Origin of the sequence: Pedobacter sp. Leaf216, from assembly GCF_001421515.1 — a bacterium.
GTDB lineage: Bacteria > Bacteroidota > Bacteroidia > Sphingobacteriales > Sphingobacteriaceae > Pedobacter.
Genome location: NZ_LMKM01000013.1, coordinates 33,995 through 57,608, shown reverse-complemented (window position 1 = coordinate 57,608; position 23,614 = coordinate 33,995). Strand labels below are relative to the sequence as shown.

Here is a 23,614-nt window from a genome sequence, read left to right as displayed (position 1 = left end):
CATCAGGGCTGATAAGCGCTGCTACTAATTTGACACGACCATGAAAAAATATATTACTCGTTATCCTGCCACCTGCTCATATAATTTGGCCATAGAAATCTACCAAAAAGACTGAGCCGTCGCGATGTGATCTATAACAATAAATCATTTCGAAGATAATCCCCTGGCCTTTAAGATGAGTGAAAAATGCGATCAGCCTGAAGTTACTTCTGGCCTATTACCAAGCATATCGAACCGGCCAGGTATTATCCACTAACACTCAGGTATAATTAAAATAAACAATAACAAAAACACCCAAAAGATGAATTACAAATTTACAAAATCAACAATGTTGCTTGCTTTATTAAGCATCTCAACCCATCTGTTTGCGCAGGAAACCCCAACTGCATCAGCGCGGTTTGGCAAACAATCTTTAAGAACATGGAGCGTTGGCGCCCATGGCGGAATATTAAGCCAGAATACCTTTTTAGGTGGCGAAAGCATTAAGGCCAAAGAGTTTAAAAGCATTGGCTATGGCGGCTTCATTAAAAAACAAATCTTGCCAGCGTTGGGTCTTCAAGCAGACTTTTTGCGTGGCGAAATTAAATCTTTAAACTCAACCAGCACAATCGAGCAAAAAAACAGCATCAATTGGTCTGGCTCATTAACCGCGGTATTAAACATTGCAAACTTTAGCCTTAATACAGAAAACGCTGTACTTATTCCTTACGTTAAAGCAGGTGCAGGTTATATGTCGTCGGATTCTCAGACCGGAAATGTGGAAGTATTTTCCAAAAGGGAAGGCTGGTTTATTCCTACCGGAGTAGGATTTAAGTTTGGTGTTGCCAAAGGGATCAATATTGATTTAGGTTATGACATCAACTTCATTAAATCTTCTCCAACTGTTAAAAGTGTTTACAACGAAAGCAGGTTTTCTTATGCCCATGCAGGTTTGGAATTTGCTTTAGGAAATAAAGAAAACTCACAACTGCAAAACTATAGTGCAGTTGCCGATCTGCGCAAGCAAAGTGCAGCAGAAAGTGCCGATCTGAGAAGTGCATTATCTACCGCAGCGCAAAATGCTGAAAGAGACAGAGCACAATATGCCAAAGATTTAGGTGATGATGATAATGATGGTGTTGCCAACAAATTTGATAAATGTCCTGGTACACCTTCTGGAACTGCTGTTGATGGTTCAGGTTGCCCATTAGCTGCACCAACCACCATTATTAAGGAAACCACAGTGATTACTGAGGCAGACCGTAAAGTAGTTAGAGATGCAATTTCGAACCTGGAGTTTGATTTAGGAAAATCAACCATCCGTTCAAAATCATACACCACGTTAAACAGAGTTGCGGCCCTTTTAATAGAGAAAAACTTCAGCTTAAAACTAGCCGGCCATACTGATAATACAGGCAGCAGAGAATTAAACCTGCGCTTATCAAAAGAAAGAGCAGAATCTATTAAAACTTACCTGGTATCTCAGGGTGTAAATGCATCAAGAGTAGAAACTACAGGTTATGGCCCGGATCAGCCAATTTCAACAAATAAAACTGCCGCAGGCCGTCAGGAAAACCGCCGTGTAGAATTCACATTATATTAATCCTTAAATAAATAACATCAATCATGAAAAAATTTTTAGCAACTGTAATTATCTCAGCAACAACTATCCTTGCTGCCAATGCCCAAATTCAAAAAGGCAATGTATTGGTAGGCGGAAACCTAACCAATATCAATCTTGGGTTAGATGATCCGAAAATCTTCAGTGTAGACATTACACCAAAAGCGGCCTGGTTTATTCAGGATAATGTAGCACTTGGCGGTTATGTAAACTTTGGATTGGAAACAGCCAAAAATTCCAATACAACAACAAGCTATGGTGTTGGCGCATTGGGCCGTTACTATACCGGTAAAGATACTGAAGTACTTCGCCACGGACGTTTCTTTGCAGAAGCAACAGTGGGTATAGGTGGCGTTAATGTGAGCAATGGCGGTGGAAATACAAATGGATTAAACCTAAGCGTAGGCCCTGGTTTTGCCTATTTCATTACCCCAAATATTGGCCTTGAAACCCTGTTGAAATACAATGGACTGGTTGGATTTGGAAGTGCTACAACACAGAACAACATTAACCTTTCATTCGGTTTTCAAATCTACCTGCCCGGACAACGGACTGCCAACAAGGTAAAAAGAGATATTACCAATTAATAAATCAAATTTAAAATGCTGCTTTCCATCCCGAAAGCGGCATTTATTTTAATACATCGCATTATTTATAAACTCAAACGGTTTAAAGTTTTGCCGATTTCCAATCGCGGTCTCCTAAATAATTTTCTATCTAACAACAAAATCATGGAACAAAATATTGATCACATAAGAAATAAACCTGCCCTCGGATTTTTAACCCGCCTATCATGGAGTGCTATAATTGCTGGGGTTTTCATTGCCATAGCAGTGCAACTTCTTTTAAGTTTCTTAGGGCTTGGCATAGGCTTCGGCAGCATTAATCCGCTCGATGAAGCCAAACCTTTCAGCGGCCTTGGTACAGGAGCATTAATCTGGTGGATAGTAACTATGCTAATTTCTATATTTACAGGCGGATGGACTGCTGGCTGGTTCTCCAATCACATACAAAAAACGGATTTGGTATTGCATGGGCTGCTCACCTGGTGCCTGCTCACTTTCCTGAATATCTACCTGATCACTTCATCAGTTGGAAAAATTGTAGGTGGCGTAGGCTCGGTAATCACCAAAGGCTTTTCTCTTGCCGGAGAAGGAATAAAGGCGGCAGCCCCAGAAGCAGGTAACCTGATTAAAGATCAACTGGGTGTGGATAAAAACACTTTTGGGAAGATGAAAGATGAAGCTCAATTATTGTTAAGGCAAACTGAAAAAAAAGAATTACAGCCCAATAAATTGAATAAAAAACTTGATCAGGAATCCCGTCTGGGTGAATCAACCGGTGAAGCTGTTCTGGAGAATCCTCAGGAGGCACAGCAAAAAGTAGATGCATTAGTTTCTAAATTATTTTCTGAAAACGACTCTACCTTCAATGCTGTAGATCAGGAAGCATTGGTAAACATTGTAAAAAACAGAACCGGAAAAAGCCAGGCTGAATCAGAACAGATTGTAGCAAACTGGGTAAGCACCTTAAAAACAGCAAAAGAAAAGATTAAAGAGGTTAAGGCAGAAGCAGAACAAAAAGCGCGCAAGGTGGGCGATGAAATGGCTTCAGCCCTTTCAAAATTTGCAATCTTCTCTTTCATCGGTATGATATTGGGAGCTGTTAGTGCAGGTTTCGGAGCAATTTTGGCCTCAAAAAAAAGGCTTACAATTATTGAAATAACACCCGAAGAACGAATTTAAATCTTGATTAAAGAAAACATGACTAAAGGGAAAAGAATAGGAACCATTGTAGCGGTAATTTTCGTTTTAATGCTTTTCGGCTTTGCTTATTACAATTACTTTTTTGTTTTTGGCGAGGGCGTTAAAGCCGGGGAATTAAATTACATCGTTAAAAAAGGCTATGTTTTTAAAACCAATGAAGGAAAACTCATACAAAGCGGAGTGCGCTCCAGACAAAAGGGAACACTTGAAAACAACGAATTTGAATTCTCTGTAGCTGACGAAAATATTGCAGCAAAATTGATGGGCAACAGTGGCAAATTTTATGAGCTGCATTATAAGGAATATAAAAGCACTTTACCCTGGAGAGGATACAGCAAATATGTTGTCGACAGTATTTATGCCGCAAAAGAAGTTCAAAACTAATTAGTAGTTAATACCAAAAAAATCAAATACAATGGACAAATTAGAATTAAAAGGTGCCTGGAATGAGCTTAAAGGAAAAGTAAAACAGGCCTATGCAGATCTTACGGAAGATGATCTGAAATACGAAGAAGGAAAAGATGATGAACTTTATGGAAAATTACAGCAAAAAACCGGCAAAACCCGCGAACAGGTTGTAGATTGGCTTAAATCTTTATAATCACAAGCTCCTAAAAGCTCCAGAACAAATGTTTTGGAGCTTTTTTATTAGCGCAATTTCCCGCTAATGGCGAGCAATTCGATTGCCCGATATTTCAAAAGTGAATAACCCTTTAGGCTTTGGCTTTATATTTTGCATAAACAAATTTCAATATTCCCCAACATATACAGTATATTGTCCGGCTTTTAATCCCCATAAAAACCGCTTAATAAATGCGTACCGCAGAGTTTGTCGCTTTCATAAAAGGAACTGTTTCCATTGAACAACATGAGCTTGATCTTGTACTATCGCGGTGCAGGTTTAAATCGATACCCAAAGGGAAGCTCGTACTGAAAACCGGCCAAATTGCCAACCAATACTTCTTTATTTCAAAGGGAGGTTTACGGTTTTATTATGATTTTAATAACAAGGAAAATACAACCTGGGTATGTTTTCAAAATGAATTTTTCACTGAAATTTCCAGTTTGAATCCGCAAAAACCCACCAGGTTTAACATTCAGGCAATTGAAGAAACAGAACTGCTGATTATCGACAAAAAGGATATGGATTTTCTATATGCGCACATTCCCAGCTGGGAAGAATTCGGGCGGAAAGTATGGGAAGCCACAGCGGCGAGGATGGTAGACCAACTTCTTAACTTTCAAACCATGTCTGCCGAAGAGCGTTATGCAGGATTCTTAGAGATGCCCGAATTGTTGAAGAAAATCCCTGTGAAACACCTGGCTTCCATTCTGGGGATCACCCCCAATGCCTTAAGCAGAATAAGGGCAAAAATCAGATAAAACATTTACTACCAATTGGTAGTTTTACCAACCTGTGGTCATGTTAACTTTGAAATCACAAAAAACATGACAATATGCAACAAAATTCAATAGCAAATGATATTTCTTATCCTGACGAAAAGTTAATTGAAGACTTTCCAGGTTTTACCAACGGCTATGCAAAGGTAAATGGAGTTAAACTTCACTACGTTGATGGAGGTTCGGGAGAACCCTTATTATGCTTACCCGGCTGGCCACAAACCTGGTATTCTTATCGCCCAATTGCGCTTGAACTTGCTAAAACGCATCGGGTAATTATAGTGGATATCAGAGGAATGGGCACATCAGAGAAACCTGAATCCGGCTTTGATAAAAAGAATATGGCACAGGATATTGTGGAGCTGATAAAAATACTCAACCTTGAGCAGGTGAACATTATCGGCCATGATATTGGTGGCATGGTTGCCATGAGTTTGGCCTTCAACTTCCCTCAGTATATAAAAAAACTGATCGTTGCAGATGGCATACACCCCAATGAAGGCATGATGCATATGGCACTCCTACCAACCGCTGGTACCTTTGGAGAAAAAATGGATGCCAATTTACCTTATGCTTGGTGGATGGGTTTTAACCAGGTGAAAGGCCTCCCTGAACTGATTCTAGAAGGTCGATTTAGGTACCTTATAGACTGGCTTTTCCGTTATGTGATGATTGATGAATCGCTGATGAGTGAAAAAGAGTGCGCAATTTATGCTGCTGCCTACAACGATAAAGAAAGTATCCGGGCATCCAATGCATGGTATCAGAGTTTTATTACCGATATCGAAGATGCAAAATCATACCAACCCTTATTAATGCCTGTACTTGGCATTGGAAGCTATGTAAGTTATAACTACATGAAAATGGCTTTGCCCTATGTTTGTAAAAACCTTGAGATGGCCGGGATGACCGAAAGCGGGCACTATCTATTTGAGGAATGCCCCGAAGCTGTTATAGCAACAGTAAACGAATTTTTAAAAAAATAACCTACCTTAAAAAGAAATGAAAAAAACAATTTTAGTTGCAGGAGCAACAGGCAATTTGGGATCGATGATCTGCATGGCCCTAGTTAAACGTGGCGCAGTAGTAAAAGCCCTTGTACGGCCGGAAAGTGATGCTGAAAAAATTGCTCTGCTTGTAAAAAATGGAATTGAGCCAATTACGGCCCAATACAGCGATCATACAAGTTTGGCAAATGCGTGCGAGGGTGTAGATTGCGTAGTTTCTGCATTGGCAGGCTTAGAAGAGGTAATTGTTGATCACCAAAGTGCCTTGCTGGATGCCGCCCTAAAGTGTGGTGTAAAAAGATTCATTCCATCTGATTTCTGCACCGATTATAATCCATTGGTACAGGGGGAAAATAGAAATTTCGATCTTCGCAGAAAGTTTAAAGCATATATAGATGGCACAACCATACAGGCAACATCAATTTTTAACGGTGCATTTGCCGATATTCTTAAATACAATACCCCCATGCTTGATTTAAAAAATAAAACAATTGGTTACTGGGGCGAAAAGGCAGATTGGAAACTTGATTTCACTACTATGGAAAATACGGCAGACTTTACTGCTGAAGCCGCTCTTAAAGATGAAACTCCGCGTAACCTCCACATTGCCAGCTTTCAGGTTAGCCCAAATATGTTAGCGCAAATTGTAAATTCTATCAACAACGAACATTTTACTGTCCACAAAATTAGCGACCTTGATCAGTTTGCGAACTTTATAAAGCAACAGCGGGCAGATAATCCTGCTGGAGAAATGGAATTGTACGCCAAATGGCAACAGGCACAATACATGTATTCGATGTTCACCACTCAACACCCAACCCTGGATAATGAGATTTTTGGGCAAACAGCATGGACAACTGCAGCAGATTATCTAAGCCTTTTTATTAAGAAAGCAAATTAGCGTCATTATAACCACCGCAAATTTTTGGGTGATTTACCGTAATAATAAAGTATAGTTGGATTTTTAAACAGCATTATTGAGCCATATATGCTTGAATTTGTTATGATTTCATTCTGATTGTAGCAAGACACAATTAAGTTAGCGTTTTAACCACAGATGGACACAGATAAGCACGGATCTTTATAACGGTGTGCATCCTTCTCATCTGTGGTTAAATTATATTAGCCGTTACCAGAGCTTAACTTAATGCCATTGGAAACACAACGATCTGAACCATAAATTACAAAAAGTACTGGGCATCTTTAGCTTTCCTCCTTACCGCGAACGGTATTATGCAAGTATATTTCTTGTTGTGGAAAAGGAATTTTTATCGCGTTCGCTTTAAACTTTTCGTTAATAGCGGTTACAATATCACTTTTAATTAGGGCTGCCTCCTTAAAATCCCTTACCCAAAAATATATTTTCATATCAATTGAACTTTCGCTAAAAGAATCGTAAAGCACCGCATATGAAGGCTTTTTCAAAATGCGTTGCTCCTCTTCTAAAATTTGACTTACAAGCGTTTTTACAACCGGTAAATCAGAATCATAATCTATGCCTAAAGGAATAAAAACACGTCTTTTGTTTCCGGCCAGCGACCAGTTAATTAAATGCGAACTCAACAGGTCCCCATTCGGCATCACCACATCCGCCCCATCCCAGGTGGTTATTACACTGCTTCTAAAACCAACCGATTTCATTGTTCCGGCCTGCCCGCCAATATCTACCACATCGCCAACATTAACGGGCTTTTCAAATGCGATAATTAAACCACTTACCAGGTTGTTAACAATGTTCTGTAACCCAAATCCGATCCCTACGCCTAGTGCTCCAATTACTATTGTAATTCGATCAAGGGGTATCCCCACGGCTGCAATAGCAAGAAAAAGCCCAACGCTTAATATAACAATGCGAATTAAAAGCAACCAGCTCCCTATCCCTTGCATTACGTTCTTTTTTCCCTGTTTATCGTGTACGAGGTGCTTATCCGACGCAAAGAAAGATACCACTTGCGAGGTTACAACGGATACACCCATGATAAAGAAGAATAACAAAAGACCATTGATAGTAAAGGTGTATTCACCCAAGGTTCTTTCTATAGCAAAAAAGTCTTGAACTGGGTTTACCACAGATTCAAAACCTGCAAAATTTCGTCCAAGCAGTAATATCCATCCAAAAACAAGGAGAAAATAAAAAGACATTGGTACCTTTTTACCAACCTTATCGAAGTTGAGGTAGAAAAGTTTCTTATCCTGCTCCTTATATACACTAAATGCAAGAAAAAGGCCCTCATTAATCAGGCGAACAGTCCACAAAAACAAAATGGCAATAACAACATTTAAAAAACCACCGATAAAAAGCGTTTTGGCAAGATTGTACCTGCCAAATATGTTTGCCAGGGTAGAGCCGAATTCTAACAACACCATTAAACCAATTGCCAAAACGATTAATTTCTCACGGAGTTCCTGCTTCTTTCCAGTAATCATAATCACTGCACCTGCAACCGAACCTACTGTAGAAATGATCAGCACCAACCATCTTTCAGGTCTTGAAGCCTGAAGAATAAGATTATCTAAAGCCGCAACCAAGAAAAACACCACCATCAATAGCCAGGTACGCATCCAATACCGAGTAATAAATGCCCTGAACATCACTGTTAAACATAAACAAGATAGGGTCCAGATAATCACATTTAAAACAAATGGAGGAGAGATGAACATAAATTGCGATACATTTAGTACCAATAATATAGCCGAAAGCAGCGGATAACGAAGTACCAGCTTACCTTCAAAATTATCAGTTAAAAGATCTTGTTCTTTATAAATTGATTTCAGGGAGCGGATATACAGAAATGAGCATAATATCAGCAATAGAACAACAAATAATTTCCCTACGTTATTTTCAAGGTAAAAAATAAGTGTCAGCATTCCCTTTGCCTCTGCCTGTTGAAGAATTTCTTTAAAAGGCCTGCTGTAAACGGCCGAATCCCAAATATTGGCAAATTCTCTCTTAAAAGAATTCCTAGCCATATCCTGCTGGTAAGCAGATATTTCTTCCTGACTGATTTGCAGGTTAAATACCAATAGGTTTGTTCTATTTAAAAGAGCCGTTGTGCGCAAAAGATCTTGCTTTAACAGGCTGTCAATAGGATGATATTGGTAAGCCACCACTTTGATCTGTCCGATATACCTGGTTAGGACTGCAGAATCATTAGAAAATTTGAACAGGGCAGGAATGCTTAATAATGAGTCTAACTTGTACCTGAAGGTATTAAGCTGCTCTTGATGTACATCCAGAATCAATTTAATAGCGGCGGCTTTAACCTGTAGCTCGGTTAAGATTTTAGATGTCGCGGTCAAGTTTCTGAAGGTCTGCGCGCTTCCCGTATTAATGATTACCCCATCAATTGCTGTTTTAAAATCTTTATCAATGCCATCTAACCGCGATTTTGTAACCAAATTATCCGGAGACTTTTTAAGGAACATTTTTGCCTTTTGCAGGTTTCGTTTAACCTCTTCAAAAATTTTGTTTTGCGCCAGCAGGGCCTTATCAGACTCAAATTCTTTCGCGCTCGAACTTGCTGATTGCTTTGCGAATCGCTGCATTTTTTCTACAAATCCAATCCTAGCAGTATCACTATGCACAGTGTCTTTTACCTGAGACTTATTTTGTGCCAGCAAAACAATTGGCAATAAGAGTAATATCAGTTGGATTGAAAAGGGTCGAAAGAATATGCTAATATTCACCATGGAGCTTTAGTAAAACAAAAAATTAACTCAAGTTAGAAAAAAAGGTGGGATTTATCTGCACAATGGCGTAGTTCTGAAATTATAAGCAGAATAAGTACATTCGGGTAAAGCTATTTTGAAACCAATTTGAAAGTTTTATTTTTGAAGCTTCTCCTTAAGCACTTCTATGATGGATAATTTTCAGGCGCTGTTCGATTATGTTCAAAAACTTTCAGGCCAAACGCTTTCTGTAGAAGATAAGCAAATACTTACCACTCACTTTAAACCAAAAAAAATCCGCAAGCGGCAATACTTTTTACAGGAAGGCGATGTATGTAAATATACTGGCTTTATTGTAAAAGGGGCAGCCAAAACGTTTACGGTAGATGAAAAAGGGCATGAACATATTTTAAAATTAAGTGTTGAAAACTGGTGGTTGGCCGATTTTGAAAGTTTTTACAAATTAATACCAAGCCGTTTTAATATAGAAGCGTTAGAGGATATGGAGATCTTACAGATTACCCATAACCTGGTAGAGGAATTTATAAAGCCCATCCCCGCTTTTTCGGCAATGCAGAATGTGCTTAGCCAGAACAATACCATAGCGGCACAGAAGAGGATGCAGAATGCCATTAGCTTAACCGGCGAAGAGCGTTTTCAGGAACTCATTAATGATTATCCACATTTTATACAGCGGTTTCCGCAAAATTTAATTGCTTCTTACCTGGGTTTAACCCCCGAAACCTTAAGCCGGATCAGGAAGAACTCTTCCCGGTAGATTGATCTTTATCAAGCGTATTTAATGACTTTTGATAAGATGCAGCTCCTTGCGCAAGTGCATCTTTGACCTAACATTAAATAGGTAAATCATGAGTAAATTAAAAAACAAAGTAGCCGTAATTACAGGCGGTAATAGCGGCATTGGATTTGGTATAGCTGAAGCGTTTAAAAATGAGGGGGCTGCCGGAGCTATTGTTGGCAGAAATCATCAAACTTTAGAACATTCCATTAATCAGTTAGGCAATGATTTTATAGCCCTCAATGCAGATGTAACCAACCTTGCCGATTTGGAGCGGGTGTTTAAAGATACAGCAGAAAAATTTGGCAAAATTGATGTGCTGGTAGCCAATGCCGGTGCAGGAACAACCGGAACCGTAGCAGATGTTAGCGAAGAAGACTATAATAAAACGATGGATCTTAACCTGAAAAGCGTTTACTTCACTGTACAAAAAGCATTGCCTTACATGAATGATGGAGGATCTATCATCCTTATCGGATCTAATGCCGCACATCGGGCATACCCCTCATTCGGACTTTACGGTGCGGCAAAAGCTGCGGTAATCTTTTTTGCTAAAAGCTTTTCGAACGACTTGTTAGAAAGAAAAATCAGGGTAAATGTAATTACGCCGGGCACTACAGATACGCCAGCATTTGATAAATTTGTTCCTGCAGAACATATTGAAGCTGTAAAAACTCAATTTGCAGGTGTAATGCCAATAGGCAGAATCGGGCAGCCATCTGATATTGGTAAAACAGCAGTTTTCCTGGCATCTGAAGATTCTTCGTTTTTACTTGGTGCCGAAATTCTTGTTGATGGCGGCATGACCTACCTGGCCAAGTAATTCTTATTCACTGGCATGAATTTGAATTTGTGCCAGTGAGTAATTAGCTGTTGAAGGTATCCACTCAACAATATTGAAAAGTGATTATCAGCATATTCAATCCTTACTGTTTCTTTGCTTTATTAACAACAAAGGCATTTATTATTGCCATTATAATAATGACAAGGATATTTCTTTGCCAGTTAATTTCGGAGAATATAAAGTAATCGATAAGGAAAAGAACTATCCCACCTATAATAGGAGGTAGTATAATTAAGGGTAATCTATTCATATATATTTGAAGAGATACTACTGATAATGGTAGTTGGCGCCATACCGAACTTTTTCTTAAAAGAATGAGAAAAGTGCGACAAGCTTTCGAAACCCAAATCAAGATAAACGGATGAAGGCTTTTGATGTTTGGTTTCAATAAGGTGTTTGGCTTCATTAAGCCGTTTATCCTGCAACCAATGCCTTGGCGGTGCGCCGAATGTTTTCAGGAAATCGCGTTTAAAACCTGCGAGGCTGCGGCCGGTGAGTTGTGCAAATCTTTCAATGGGCACATTAAAATGGTAATTGCTTAGCATAAACTTTTCCAGGTCGATTTTATACGGTTCAGAAAAATCGAACAGAAAGTTGCGCAGCGTTGGAAGGGCCAATAACAACAATTTAATTCCTTCTTTCACTTTCAGAATCCCCATTTCATCAGTCATGCTGTCGCCCGAACTACGTGCATAAGGCACAATAGATTGAAAATAGCCCTGCAAGAATTCATTTGTAGGAATCAGGATATTGGGCGGACCTATATATTTATGGTCTGCCTCTAACTTTTCTTCAAGCACAATTTTGCGCAAAAGATTTTCTTGCAGGGATATCACAATGGTTTCATAGTTTCCACCGGGCAGCGGCGTTTTAGTAAGCGTACCCAACTGGTTTTTACCAATCAGCAGCACCTCTCCTCCCCTTATTGAGATATTCTGACCGGAGGTTTCTAAAACCAGCTGACCAGAAACCTGTAACACCAGGGTATGGTGATTCCAGAAGCATACTTTCTCCTTACGCTCTGTAGAGAGGTAGGAATAAAAGATTACGCCGGGGAGGATTTCTGCTGGACTGTTCATTTAGCGTTGTAAATAAGTGCCACCATGTATTGCACCTATTGCAAAAGTAGTATTTAAAGTGTTCATTTCTTCAGGTGTAAATGCAATATCCATGGCTTTAATATTTTCAGGCAATCGCGATCTATGGCTCATGCTCACCAAAGGCATAATGTTATTTCCCTGCTCTTTAACCCAGGCAATGGCCAACTGTGTTGGCGTACAGCCTTTATTATGGGCCAGTTGCTTTAACACTTCTACTTTTTCGAGGTTATGCACCAGGTTATCACCCTGAAAACGAGTAAAGTGGCTATGGTAATCATTTTCGGCAAGTGGAGCTTTCATCTCTCCGGTTAACAAACCTTCGGCAGTATTGGCAAAGGCCACTACGGCAATGCCCAACTCGGCAGCTGCGGGTAAAAGATCGGTTTCTATTTGCCGGTCGGCAAGCGAATAACCAATTTCCAGGGCACTTATCGGGTGGATGCTGTTGGCCTGGCGAAGTTGATCAGCATTAATCTCGGATACACCAATATGGCGCACTTTACCTTCTTTAACCAAATCGGCTACGGTGCCAATTATGTCTTCTACCGGTACGCTTCCATCCATCCGGCTGGGCTGGTAAAGATCAATAGTTTCGATACCTAAACGGGTAAGCGAGTAATTGATAAAGTTTTTAATGGCAATCGGTCTGAGATCCAAGCCCAGCCACTGGCCATTGTGAAAGATGGCACCAAATTTTACACTGATAAAGGCATCGTTTCGCCTGTCTTTAATGGCTTTGCCGATAAGCATTTCGTTGTGGCCGGCACCATAAAAATCTCCGGTGTTGATAAAATTAATGCCACTATCCATAGCTTCGTGGATGGTAGCAATACTTTCCGTTTCATTAGGTGTTGGCCCGCCCCAGATAGACGACATGCGCATACAACCTAAACCAAGTTTAGATACGAAGGGACCATTTTGTGCCAATTGAATTTTTGTGATGTTGTTCATAATACAAAGATCAACAATCAGCAATGCGGAAACTTTCTTCTACGGCTCAAATATTTTGCTTGTATGGCTCAATTGTCTAGATTCATTGTATTACCTACGGGTAAGATAAACAAATTGGTTGTGGTCTGAGACGTTCTCTTAATCTCTAAACTTAGATTTAACTTATTATGTATCATTATGAATGCAATACTTACCGAAGCACCGAATCTTCGTTATTTTTTAGAAATTGCAATTTTTTACCAGAAACCAGATGATCACTAACCCAAATATTGAGCTGGCCACCAAGCCACATTATCCCATATTAGATGGCCTGCGTGGCATTGCAGCCATTATTGTAGTTACCTTTCACCTCACCGAACCCTTAGGTACCGGGCACCTCGATATATTGGTTAATCATGGTTACCTCGCTGTAGATTTTTTCTTCCTGTTATCGGGTTTTGTGATGGGCTATGCCTATGACGACAGGTGGCAGAAAATGAGTTTAGGCAATTTTTTTAAACGCCGCATAATCCGTTTGCAACCAATGGTAATTTTAGGGATGACACTCGGTACCATCGGGTTTTACTATACGGATTCTACCATTTGGCCCCTTATTCATACCATCCCATTATGGAAGATGCTGCTCGTGCTGTTAATCGGTTATACCATCCTGCCTGTGCCTTTATCGCTCGATATTCGTGGATGGGAAGAAATGCATCCTTTAAACAGTGTGGGCTGGTCGTTATTTTTCGAATATATTGCCAACATTTTGTATGCGGTGTGGATCAGGAAATTTTCTAAAACGGCGTTAACAATATTGGTCGTTATTGCTGGAATAGCATTGGCACAGCTCGCCATTTCTAACGGCGATGTTAGTGGTGGCTGGACGTTGAATGTAGAACAGGTACGCATTGGCTTTACCCGCACCATGTATCCTTTTTTTGCCGGCCTGCTCCTATCGCGCATTGCGAAACCCACCAAAATTAAAAATGCTTTTTTATGGTGCAGCCTTTTAGTGGCCCTTGTACTTTATATGCCACGTATTGGCGGTGCCGATCACCTATGGATGAACGGGGTATATGAATCCATTTGCATCATCATCGTTTTCCCGCTTATTGTATACATCGGTGCCAGCGGACTGCTGCAAACACAAAGGGAACGTAAAATATGTAAATTTTTGGGCGATATTTCTTACCCGCTTTACCTGGTACATTATCCATTGGTTTATTTTTACGTGGCCTGGATCAGCAACCATAAAGGCGTTACACTTGCGCAGGCCTGGCCATATGCCCTGCTTATTTTAGTTGGGGGTATTGCCTTAGCTTATGCAGCATTAAAATGGTATGATGAACCTGTTCGCAAATGGCTGCAAAAAAAGCTGGCTTAATTACAGCAATTCATTTATACCCCTGCCTGTAGGGTTTTTATTGAAAAAGGTGGCCATTATGCTCTTTACATATGGCCACCTTTTGTGTTTACTTTAAAAAGCCATCCAAATAAGCCAGTATTGTTTTGGTTTGCATCATCAGGCTTACATGGCCCTGCGCCGGCACAATGGCCAGTTGTGCTTTTGGCATCGCACCCATATCGGCAAATTTATCACCACCCAACAAACGGTAGGTTCTAATTAATTCAATTTTATCAAGGCCATCATTATCACCCGCAATGATGAGTACGGGCGAGGTAATTTTAGCAAGCTTGTCGTCGCCCATATCGAAGGGCACATTGGCATACGCAATCATTTGCGTTAAAAAATTTGTCCATTTAGTTTTGTCGGGTGCTACCGCGTCATAAGCAGTTTTCATTGGTGTGTTTGATAACATCTCCGGTTTAAGCCCTTTAAATGCATTGTTTACTTCGGGCAGCCAACCAGTGCTTTTATAGGTAGATGATATGATAACCAGTTTATTTACACGCTTTGCACTTTGTGTAGCAAACTGATAAGCAATGGTTCCGCCCATGCTATAGCCAACAACATCAGCACTATCCACTTTCAAATAATTCAATACCGCTTCAACATCGCTGGCCAGAGTAACCTGGTTTAATTTACGGTCTGAATATGGTGTGTGCCCATGGCCCTGCATTTCTATAGCAATTACTTTCCTGGTTTTGGCTAATTCGGGTATAAGTTCGCCCCAGTTGGTGGCAATCGTCATAAACGCGCCATGCAACAATACCAGCGGTTTACCTGCTCCGTAAACTTCGTAATAAACCTTTAAGCCGTTTGCCGGCGCATAACCGCTTACGGCAGGTTTTAACTGTTGCCCTTTTGATTGAAGTGTGGTTAACATTACCATGGCCATTAACAATATTAATTTAAATGTATTCCCTGTTTTGAATAAGCTTTTCATAAGGCTATTAAAATTTGGTATGAAATTATTTACAATACAAAGATGGCGCACATTTATTGATCCGGTGAGCGGTATAAACGACAACATTAGATGTGAATTGCGTCATTATTTAAACAGGACAGCCTAAGATTTAGTTGCAGGAGATCAGAATCGCGCATATTTAGCTACCGAAAACTTGCAGGAGGCCAAAATCGCGTAATATTGAGTTTTGAATGTTAATAAGTTGCTATTTCTACGCAAACTAAGCTTTTAAGCTTCTATTGATCCAAGATTTCTTAAGGCAATAAGATCAAAAAACATTAATCTAGTACTAAGTTTATCTTCGGGGTCTAAAGTGAGGTATTCTTTCTCTTGTTCTTCAGTTGAAAACAAATAAACAAATCCACACTTTTCGTAATAAGTTAAAGGAATTGGCTCATTATAAGCGTCAACTACGATAAATCTACAACCAGTTTTATTACTTCTTTCTGTAAACCACGCCTTAATGAAATCCATGACTTGCTCACCTATCCCTTGTCTTTTAAAATCACCGTTTATACCTAATCTACCAATAAGAACAGCAGGATAAGAACGCATTGTTTTTTTTCTAGGAATATCTTTTTGAACTTTCTTGCTTCTTGCATTAGGAAGGTGAGTAGTTTTTACACTGTCATTTGAAAGAGTGAACTCAGCAATAATGATCTTGGGATCTTCATCAAGCGTAAAACAATAGGTTTCACCAAGTAAACTTTCATAATATGCCTTTGCATCATTTTGAAAGAAATCGTTTAAATCCTGATGCTTGCAATCAAAAAAAGTGCACCTCTCAACTACATCAACATAGTTTTCCAAGGTGCACTTTTCTTCTAAAAAATTTCCAGCCACTAATATGTTATATCTTTGCTTTTGAGAGAATTTTACTTGCCGACTTAACTTGAGACGAAAAGTCGACAGAGGCCTTTTTGTTAAAGTTTGAGGAAACTTGCTTTTCAAACGAAGCAGCCACCTTGTCTTTTAAGACTGGAATAACTTTAATTGCAATTGCCATGATTCGTAGTTTTTGTTATTTTTATTATTTCTAATGCCAAAGATAGTCCATATATAAAATTTGTCAATATGATATTTTTTTTCTGTCTCAAGCTGTAAAGAATAGGTTATAAATCTTTCTTTCAGCGTAAGATGCAGTTTATAAGTTGTTTAGGCTGACACATAGATGCACTACCTTGATGCGATCTTGCATACAAACAATACCAAAATCAATATCATAATACGAGTTGTTTACATTGCTTTAAAATGATTCGCTGCAGTATCTATTTTCGAATAAACATTTTTATCGAAACATACTAAATGATAATTCTATGACAATCAAATATAAAAATTTGAAATTATTGGAGATAAATTAAGTTATTCATAAAATGTTAACTTCACCATTTTACAAAGCTTATAACAAAATTCACCATAGTAAAAATGCTTTACTTCACCGTCCAATAAGGCGAATCAGTTCTGGCGGTTAATAGATAATCCTCAATTTTTTTCACCACATCAGGATGGGCCGCAGCAACATCATTGGTTTCGCCAATGTCTGTTTTAATGTCGTAAAGTTCCAGTTTATGGTGTCTTTTTACTGCTTTCCATCGGCCGTACCGTACACCCTGTTCAAAGCCCAGCTCGAAAAACTCCCAATATAAAAACCGGTCAGTTTTAACTTTTGCTCCCTTCATTACCGGATAGATACTGGTGCCATCTGTACGGAATCCGGAGGTTTTACCGGCAATTTCTCCAAACGTTGGCATAATATCAGGAAAATATCCAGGTACATCGCTTGTTTTCGGGGCGTTTTTAATAAAGGGTGCCCAGGCAATAAACGGGATTCTGATTCCTCCATCATACATATCCCTTTTGTAGCCTTTAAGCTTACCGTTCGAATCAAAAAATTCTGATACCGCTTTGAGCTGGCTCGTTGGCTCCGATCTTGGCCCGTTATCGGATGCAAAGAACACGATTGTATTCTCCGACAATCCGCTTTTTACCAGGTAATCTTTTATTTTTCCTACCGATTGATCTAAATAATACACCATGGCGGCATAGGTTTTCATATCTTCCGGCCAGTTTTTATTCTTGTAAATGGCCTGGTCTGGCACATCAAGCGGCGAATGCGGATTGTTGAAGTTCAGCATTAAAAAGAAAGGCTTTTTATTGTTTTTCTGCGTTTGCAGATAGGTCAATGCTTCATCCGTACACATATTGGTTTCATAGTATCCTTTTTTTGCATCGGCATTTGGTGCCACGTTTACAAGTTTTCCGTTGATGTAACGGTGATCGGGCCAATAGGTGCTGGCGTAGGTGGAAGGAATATTAATCAGCCAGCCCGAAAATTGATCAAAGCCCCTTTGTAAAGGTGTAGCAAGCGAATCGTAACCATCTACATGCCATTTTCCAACGAGTGAAGTTTCATATCCGGCATCCTGCATCAGGTTTCCTATCGTATAATCATCTTTGGTAAGGTTGGCCCTGTACACTACATTTTTACCTTTCTTACCTGCAATTCCGCCTTGCTCGGTTGCATTGCCCCTAATGGTGGCATGCCCGGTGTTAAGCCCGGTAAGTATTGATCCGCGAGAGGGCGAGCATACCGGTGCCCCGGCATAAAAATCGGTAAACCGCGTGCCTTCATTGGCCAGCTTATCAATATTAGGGGTCAGGATCTGCTTCTGCCCGTACACACCAACGTCGCCATAACCCAGGTCGTCGGCCAAAATAAAAACAATGTTTGGCCTTTGTCCCGCCTTTCGCTGGGCAAAAACTGCTCCGCTGTAAAGCAGCGAAAAGCTGATGATGATTAAACTTCTTATGGTCATTTTATTAAAATCAACACTTGTAATTCTCATAATACACTAGTTATAACCCGGGTTTTGAATATATAGGCCAGGTGCTGTCTGAATTTCTGCAGCAGGTACCGGATAAATTACATAGTTGGGTACAATTTCATTAATTTTAGCAATCCCATCGGCCACCCTCCAGGCATTCATCTGTGTAACGGCAAGTCCTTCGCGCACAAGATCGTTCCAACGGAGGCCTTCGCCCAAAAATTCTCTCTGCCGCTCCTGCATTAAAGTCTGTATGGTTACATTAGTTAATGCACCTACACCTGCCCTGGCCCTAACTTTATTAACCGCTGCATCAACATCGCTCTGCGTGCCTGCCGCTCCATGCAAAATACATTCGGCTTTCATAAGCAAAATATCGGTATAACGCAGTACGATAAAGTTAACAGACCAATCTTTGCCAGACAAGCCTTTTTTGGCTACATCGATATATTTTTTAATAAAAGGCCCCGCAGTATAGGTTGTGGCTACGTTAAATGGGTACCGCGTATCTGTTCCGCTAACCGTATTGGTGGTGTAAGCAGTAACAAGATTTTTGGCCACCGGAAAGGTACTGGCACCATAACCATTTCCAAAGCTGTTGGATATTCCGTTGCCCGTCCAATACGCTACAGGTACCAGATGTGAAGGAAAACCAGCTCCGTTTAAACTGGATGCAAACTGCACATCGAACACCACTTCACTGTTGTTTTCGTTGGTATACGAAAAGATGGAAGCGTAATTAGGGGCAAAACTATAAGGGCTGCCGGTAAGTACCGCATCAAACAGGGCCGCAGCCTTATCATATTCGTTGCTGTTAAGGCCAGGTCCGTTTATACCATAAGTGGGACCCGATTTGGTTAAATAAACCAAGCCCAATAAGCCTTTTGCAGCATACGAGGTTGGCCTTCCAAGGTCGGCACCTGTAAAGGTGGCCGGCAGGTTGGCCGCAGCATATTGCAGGTCCGATTCAATCAGCGCATACACTTCAGCTACCGGGCTTCGGGGAATACTGGTTACTTCTGCTGCACTCTTAACCGTTGCAATTAAGGGCACCTGCCCAAAGGTACGAACGAGGGAAAAGTAGTAAAAAGCCCTCAAAAAACGAACTTCAGCTGCATACCTGGTGGCGTTTGCAGGGGTAAGCACGCTTCCTTTGGTTTCTAATGCTGCAAGTACTGTGTTTGCATTGTATATGCCATTGTAATTTGCTTTCCATGCGGTTGCGATAAAGCCCGTTGTGGTAATGCTTGGTGTAAAATTATTAATCCCGTCCCAATCGCGGTTACCGTCAGATGTGGCATTTAAGTTATCGCTCCGCATTTCACCTAACCATAAGGCCTGGCTTGGGTAATTACTCAATTGTGCATACACACCATTTACGGCCTGAAGAAAGTCGTTGTTGTTCGTAAAAAAATTATCGGTGGCTAAACTCGATTCTGGTGTTTGATTTAATTCCTTTTCGCAGCTGCTTAACAACAGTATTGCAGAGAACAGGGTTAAGTATATTTTCGTTTTCATCTTATTTTACTAAAAGCCAATATTTATACCAATTGATGCTGTTTTACTTAATGGCGCCGAACCGTAATCGCCCGATATTGCGTAGCTGGCATCGCCGCTTACATTTGTATTTTGCGCTTCGGGGTTGGCCCCACCCTTGTAGTTATCATGACTGAAATAATTTTCTAACGCCACAAATATTCTTGCCGATGAGATGCCCCGTGTTTTAATCAATCCTTTAAGGTTATAACCCAAGGTGATATTTTGTACCCTGAAGAAATCGCTGGAGTATACCCAATCTGAAGTTACATTGGGATAGGTATAAGTTGCACCCAGTTTACCTCTTGGTGCATCCGGATTTGGATTTGCCGCCGTCCAGCGGTCTCTCCATACCCCAAGTACATTAGCTGTTGTACTTCCGGAAAAGTCTATTGCCCTGCCCAGGTACGAAAGTATCGAACCTCCATGCTGGCCATACAGCTGTACGCCAAGATCGAAGTTGCCATATTTGAAATTGTTTGTCCAGCCCCAGGTATACTTCGGAGAAGGCTGGCCGCCCACTACCCTATCGGCAGCACTTATTTTTCCATCACCGTTGGCATCAACATACTTTGCATCTCCAGCTTTCTGTCCTGATACTTTTGCCACCGCCGGATTGGCAACATCAGCAGCAGTTAAAATGCCATCCGTTTTGGTAATGTAATAGCTAAAGGCAGGCAGCCCTTCCCTTAACAGATATGGGGCATTGCTCCCGCTGTAAGCAGAGGCAATTTCAATATCAGCATGTGTAGGGCCAAGATCGGTTACCGTATTTTTGTTAAAGGCAATGTTGGCATTCATTGTCCAGCTGAAGTTGGCCGTTTTTACGTTTACGGTGTTCAACCCAAACTCTAAACCTTTATTAACAACTGCGCCTATATTTTGTAAGCTGCTGCTAAAACCACTTGCAGAGAGTACCGGCAGGTTTAATAATAAATCTGTATTCTTTTTATGATAGGCATCGAAAGTAAAATTGATTCTGTTGGCCAATAAACTGAGGTCTAAACCAAGATCGTAAGTGTTGGATGTTTCCCATTTCAGTGCTTTGTTGGCAAGGCCCGAAACCACCTGCCCGGTGGCTGTTGTTGGCGTATTGCCGCCAAATACATAGTTGGCATTTATAAGTGTGCTTATGGCGTTATAATCGCCAATGTTGTTGTTACCCGATTTACCCCAGCTTAACCTTAATTTTAGTTCGCTGATGGCTTTAACATCTTTAAGAAAAGATTCTTCTGAAACTTTCCATCCGGCAGATACCGAAGGAAAGGTACCCCACCGGTTTTCGGTACCGAATTTTGAAGAGGCATCCCTCCTGATGGTACCTGATAACAGGTAGCGGTCTTTAAAAGCATATTGCAACCTGCTATAGTAAGAAAAAAGCGTACTGTTTGCCGCGGTTGATGTTCCTGTGGTGGTAACACCTGCCGAGTTGGCAATGGCATTACTTAGGGTTTTAATGATATCATTTGCAAAACCACCTGCTGTTGCAAGGCTCACGCCCTCGGTATGTACAATATTGTAAGATACCCCTGCAACGGCCGAAATTTTGTGTACACCAGCAATTGTTGTACTATAATTTAGTGTGTTTTCGTTTAGGAAATTTTGTTTTTTGATTACCGCATAAGAACCGGTTGAGTATAAGCCAGGGTTGGTTAATAAAGCTGATGCTGCGCCTACAGTAACCTGATCGGATGTGTATTTTGAAGTGTTCCTGTCCAGGTTGTCATAATTTACACTCGAGCGTAACGACAGGCCTTTTATAATCTGATAATCTCCGTATACGGAAGCAAGCAGCCTGGAAGTTTTCACTTTGTTAATGGCTGTTTCCAGGTAAGCATATGGGCTGATTATCCTTGGGCTACCCCAGGTGTAGGTGCTGTAACCATAAGCACCGGAATTTAATCCTGCCGTACTTTCTACAACGGGTACCATTTGTAAGGCATTCATCAATTGGTTGTCTTTACCCTCGCCCGGTGGCGCATTGTTAACAGAATAAGATGGCGCGAGATTGATTCCGAACTTAAGTTTTTTACTGGCATTGGCTTCTACATTGGCCCTTAAACCATAGTTTTTAAAATTGGAGTTAATCAGCGTTCCATTTTGGTTGAGTACATTACCGGAGATAAAGTAGTTTACGTTTTCCGATCCGCCACTTGCCGAAACCTCATAGTTTTGATAAGGTGCACTGGTAAAAATTGCATCCTGCCAATCTACATAATCAAGCCCCGGGTGCCCGGGCTGTGCCCACCTCGGATCCGTCATGTAACTGGTGTTTATTGTGCCTGCGGCCAAACCTAAAATAGCAGCTCTTTCTGCATTGCTTTGGCTGGCTGTTCTGCCCGTACCCGATGCTACCCATGCCGCGTTGGCCAGTTCGGTTGCCTGGGCCACCCATTCATCAGCATCGAGCATATCGATTTTTCTGGCAACTGAACTGATGCCTGCATTGGCGTCTAAAGTGATTCGGGGTTTACCCGCCACACCTTTTTTGGTGGTAATAATCACAACGCCATTCGCCGCACGTGAACCATAAATAGCCCCGGCAGCAGCATCTTTTAATACCTGTACACTTTCAATATCGTTAGGGTTAAGGTTATCAAGCGGACTGTTGGAGATTCCGCCAGCGGCATTCTGACTGGCTACATCAAGCGGGAAACCATCCAGAACATACAGGGGTTCGTTACCTGCTGTAATGGAACCTGCCCCACGTACCTGAATGCTTAGGCCTGCACCGGGTGTGCTGCTTTGCTGCCTTACCTGCACACCAGCCATTTGGCCGATAAGTGCCTGCTCTACCCTCGATATCGGCTTTTCTTCTACAGCTTTTGCATTAAAACTAGCCACAGCACCGAGAACATCACTTTTTCTCTGGGTTCCGTAACCCACTACCAACACTTCATCTAGCTTACTTTGATCGGGATCGAGCTTAATCAAAAGTTGTTCGCCTTTATAAAGCACTTCCTGGGTTTTGTAGCCTACATAGGTAAAAACTAATGTGGGTTGGTTTACCTCGGTAACCAATTGAAATTCGCCATCAGGATTGGTAGATACTGCCTGGGCAGTTCCTTTTATACGTATGCTTACCCCCGGCAACGGAAGGTTCTTTTCGTCGGTCACTTTTCCCTTAATTGTAATGGCATTCCATCGCTGATGAACAACATTTAGCACACCAAAAGTGCTGTACACTGGTGGGTTTGCAGTTTGGGGGCTATTCGGGTGCGCAGGTAGCTTAACATGTGTTTCTTTAATACTTTTATTTGCCGAAGCAGGTAAAATGGAGGAAAACAGGAAAAACCCTGTTAAACCTGGTAAAAAAAGTGTTTTTAACAAAGGTTTGTGATGCGAGTCCTTCCAGAACATTCCGCTTATTTTCATAATTAAGGTTGGTTTATGCCAATTATAAAATTGCAATGGGCTTAATGGGATGAAAAAACTCCTGCAATTTTCTTAATTTTAGCATGATCATTGAATAAATAGACCGGGTGCAACGCCAATTGATCTCCGGTTAAATGGTTTAATGTGAGGAATGTGCAGAAATGCATTTCCCCTATGTTGTAAATTATAACGCTGCGCTGTTGGTAAGCTTCTTTTTCTACCTCATATTGTGTTTACCTGCTTCATATGTATAACCAGGTAAATGGCTACGCTTATGTTTTGCTGTTTAATGCAAAGATCATATAGCAAATATTGATGATGAGGAAAATTTGCCGTGCCGTAACCTCACTTTCGATATGAGTTGTTAAAAAAAAAATCTATCGAGAAGCT

Annotated in this window: 20 protein-coding genes; 11 read left to right on the top strand and 9 right to left on the bottom strand. The window is 40.7% G+C overall.

From position 1 onward, the window contains the following. Positions 1 to 301 precede the first annotated feature (301 nt). The 8 genes from ASE74_RS12905 to ASE74_RS12870 all read left to right on the top strand — a co-directional run bounded on the left by ASE74_RS12905 (position 302) and on the right by ASE74_RS12870 (position 6,675). Positions 302 to 1,582, top strand: a complete 1,281-nt coding sequence (locus tag ASE74_RS12905; RefSeq protein WP_055909672.1) for an OmpA family protein — start codon at positions 302 to 304, stop codon at positions 1,580 to 1,582. A 23-nt stretch (positions 1,583 to 1,605) separates the two neighbouring features. After that, positions 1,606 to 2,187, top strand: a complete 582-nt coding sequence (locus tag ASE74_RS12900) for a hypothetical protein (RefSeq protein ID WP_055909669.1) — start codon at positions 1,606 to 1,608, stop codon at positions 2,185 to 2,187. A 144-nt stretch (positions 2,188 to 2,331) separates the two neighbouring features. Continuing rightward, a complete protein-coding gene (locus ASE74_RS12895; RefSeq protein WP_157255419.1) occupies positions 2,332 to 3,345 on the top strand; it encodes a hypothetical protein in 1,014 nt (337 codons plus the stop codon). Positions 3,346 to 3,348: 3 nt separating this feature from the next. Continuing rightward, positions 3,349 to 3,750 (top strand): hypothetical protein, encoded by a 402-nt coding sequence (locus ASE74_RS12890; protein WP_235526080.1) that lies wholly within the window; start codon positions 3,349 to 3,351, stop codon positions 3,748 to 3,750. Positions 3,751 to 3,781: 31 nt separating this feature from the next. Beyond that, positions 3,782 to 3,967, top strand: coding sequence for a CsbD family protein (locus ASE74_RS12885; RefSeq protein WP_055909662.1), 186 nt, complete (start codon positions 3,782 to 3,784; stop codon positions 3,965 to 3,967). Between the two features lie 212 nt (positions 3,968 to 4,179). Next, positions 4,180 to 4,749: a Crp/Fnr family transcriptional regulator gene (locus ASE74_RS12880; protein ID WP_055909656.1), complete on the top strand. Its 570-nt coding sequence runs from the start codon at positions 4,180 to 4,182 to the stop codon at positions 4,747 to 4,749. 74 nt (positions 4,750 to 4,823) lie between these two features. After that, complete coding sequence (locus ASE74_RS12875; protein ID WP_055909654.1) at positions 4,824 to 5,753, top strand: alpha/beta fold hydrolase; 930 nt, start codon at positions 4,824 to 4,826, stop codon at positions 5,751 to 5,753. 16 nt (positions 5,754 to 5,769) lie between these two features. Next, a complete protein-coding gene (locus ASE74_RS12870; protein WP_055909651.1) occupies positions 5,770 to 6,675 on the top strand; it encodes an NmrA family NAD(P)-binding protein in 906 nt (301 codons plus the stop codon). Between the two features lie 302 nt (positions 6,676 to 6,977). Here the strand turns inward: ASE74_RS12870 and ASE74_RS12865 are convergent, their stop codons facing one another. Beyond that, positions 6,978 to 9,320 (bottom strand): mechanosensitive ion channel family protein, encoded by a 2,343-nt coding sequence (locus ASE74_RS12865; protein WP_055909795.1) that lies wholly within the window; start codon positions 9,318 to 9,320, stop codon positions 6,978 to 6,980. A 310-nt stretch (positions 9,321 to 9,630) separates the two neighbouring features. On the opposite strand from ASE74_RS12865, the gene ASE74_RS12860 reads away from it, so the two are divergent. Both ASE74_RS12860 and ASE74_RS12855 read left to right on the top strand, forming a co-directional pair. Next, positions 9,631 to 10,221, top strand: coding sequence for a Crp/Fnr family transcriptional regulator (locus tag ASE74_RS12860; protein WP_055909647.1), 591 nt, complete (start codon positions 9,631 to 9,633; stop codon positions 10,219 to 10,221). A 91-nt stretch (positions 10,222 to 10,312) separates the two neighbouring features. After that, positions 10,313 to 11,065 (top strand): SDR family NAD(P)-dependent oxidoreductase, encoded by a 753-nt coding sequence (locus ASE74_RS12855; protein ID WP_055909643.1) that lies wholly within the window; start codon positions 10,313 to 10,315, stop codon positions 11,063 to 11,065. Positions 11,066 to 11,328: 263 nt separating this feature from the next. On the opposite strand, the gene ASE74_RS12850 is transcribed toward ASE74_RS12855, so the two are convergent. After that, positions 11,329 to 12,165, bottom strand: coding sequence for an AraC family transcriptional regulator (locus tag ASE74_RS12850; protein ID WP_055909640.1), 837 nt, complete (start codon positions 12,163 to 12,165; stop codon positions 11,329 to 11,331). Further along, positions 12,166 to 13,137 (bottom strand): aldo/keto reductase, encoded by a 972-nt coding sequence (locus ASE74_RS12845; protein ID WP_055909637.1) that lies wholly within the window; start codon positions 13,135 to 13,137, stop codon positions 12,166 to 12,168. A gap of 250 nt (positions 13,138 to 13,387) precedes the next feature. On the opposite strand from ASE74_RS12845, the gene ASE74_RS12840 reads away from it, so the two are divergent. Beyond that, positions 13,388 to 14,503: an acyltransferase gene (locus tag ASE74_RS12840; RefSeq protein ID WP_055909634.1), complete on the top strand. Its 1,116-nt coding sequence runs from the start codon at positions 13,388 to 13,390 to the stop codon at positions 14,501 to 14,503. A gap of 88 nt (positions 14,504 to 14,591) precedes the next feature. On the opposite strand, the gene ASE74_RS12835 is transcribed toward ASE74_RS12840, so the two are convergent. The 6 genes from ASE74_RS12835 to ASE74_RS12815 all read right to left on the bottom strand — a co-directional run bounded on the left by ASE74_RS12835 (position 14,592) and on the right by ASE74_RS12815 (position 23,224). Next, the gene (locus ASE74_RS12835; protein ID WP_055909631.1) at positions 14,592 to 15,467 is read right to left on the bottom strand and encodes an alpha/beta fold hydrolase; all 876 of its coding nucleotides are present in this window, start codon (positions 15,465 to 15,467) and stop codon (positions 14,592 to 14,594) included. A 249-nt stretch (positions 15,468 to 15,716) separates the two neighbouring features. After that, positions 15,717 to 16,331, bottom strand: a complete 615-nt coding sequence (locus tag ASE74_RS12830) for a GNAT family N-acetyltransferase (protein WP_055909792.1) — start codon at positions 16,329 to 16,331, stop codon at positions 15,717 to 15,719. 7 nt (positions 16,332 to 16,338) lie between these two features. Then, on the bottom strand, positions 16,339 to 16,494 hold the full coding sequence (locus ASE74_RS24730) for a hypothetical protein (protein ID WP_157255418.1): 156 nt from the start codon (positions 16,492 to 16,494) through the stop codon (positions 16,339 to 16,341). Between the two features lie 424 nt (positions 16,495 to 16,918). Then, positions 16,919 to 18,334: an arylsulfatase gene (locus ASE74_RS12825; RefSeq protein WP_055909628.1), complete on the bottom strand. Its 1,416-nt coding sequence runs from the start codon at positions 18,332 to 18,334 to the stop codon at positions 16,919 to 16,921. 6 nt (positions 18,335 to 18,340) lie between these two features. Continuing rightward, positions 18,341 to 19,831, bottom strand: coding sequence for a RagB/SusD family nutrient uptake outer membrane protein (locus ASE74_RS12820; RefSeq protein ID WP_055909625.1), 1,491 nt, complete (start codon positions 19,829 to 19,831; stop codon positions 18,341 to 18,343). A gap of 9 nt (positions 19,832 to 19,840) precedes the next feature. Then, on the bottom strand, positions 19,841 to 23,224 hold the full coding sequence (locus tag ASE74_RS12815) for a TonB-dependent receptor (protein ID WP_235526079.1): 3,384 nt from the start codon (positions 23,222 to 23,224) through the stop codon (positions 19,841 to 19,843). Between the last annotated feature and the right edge of the window lie 390 nt (positions 23,225 to 23,614).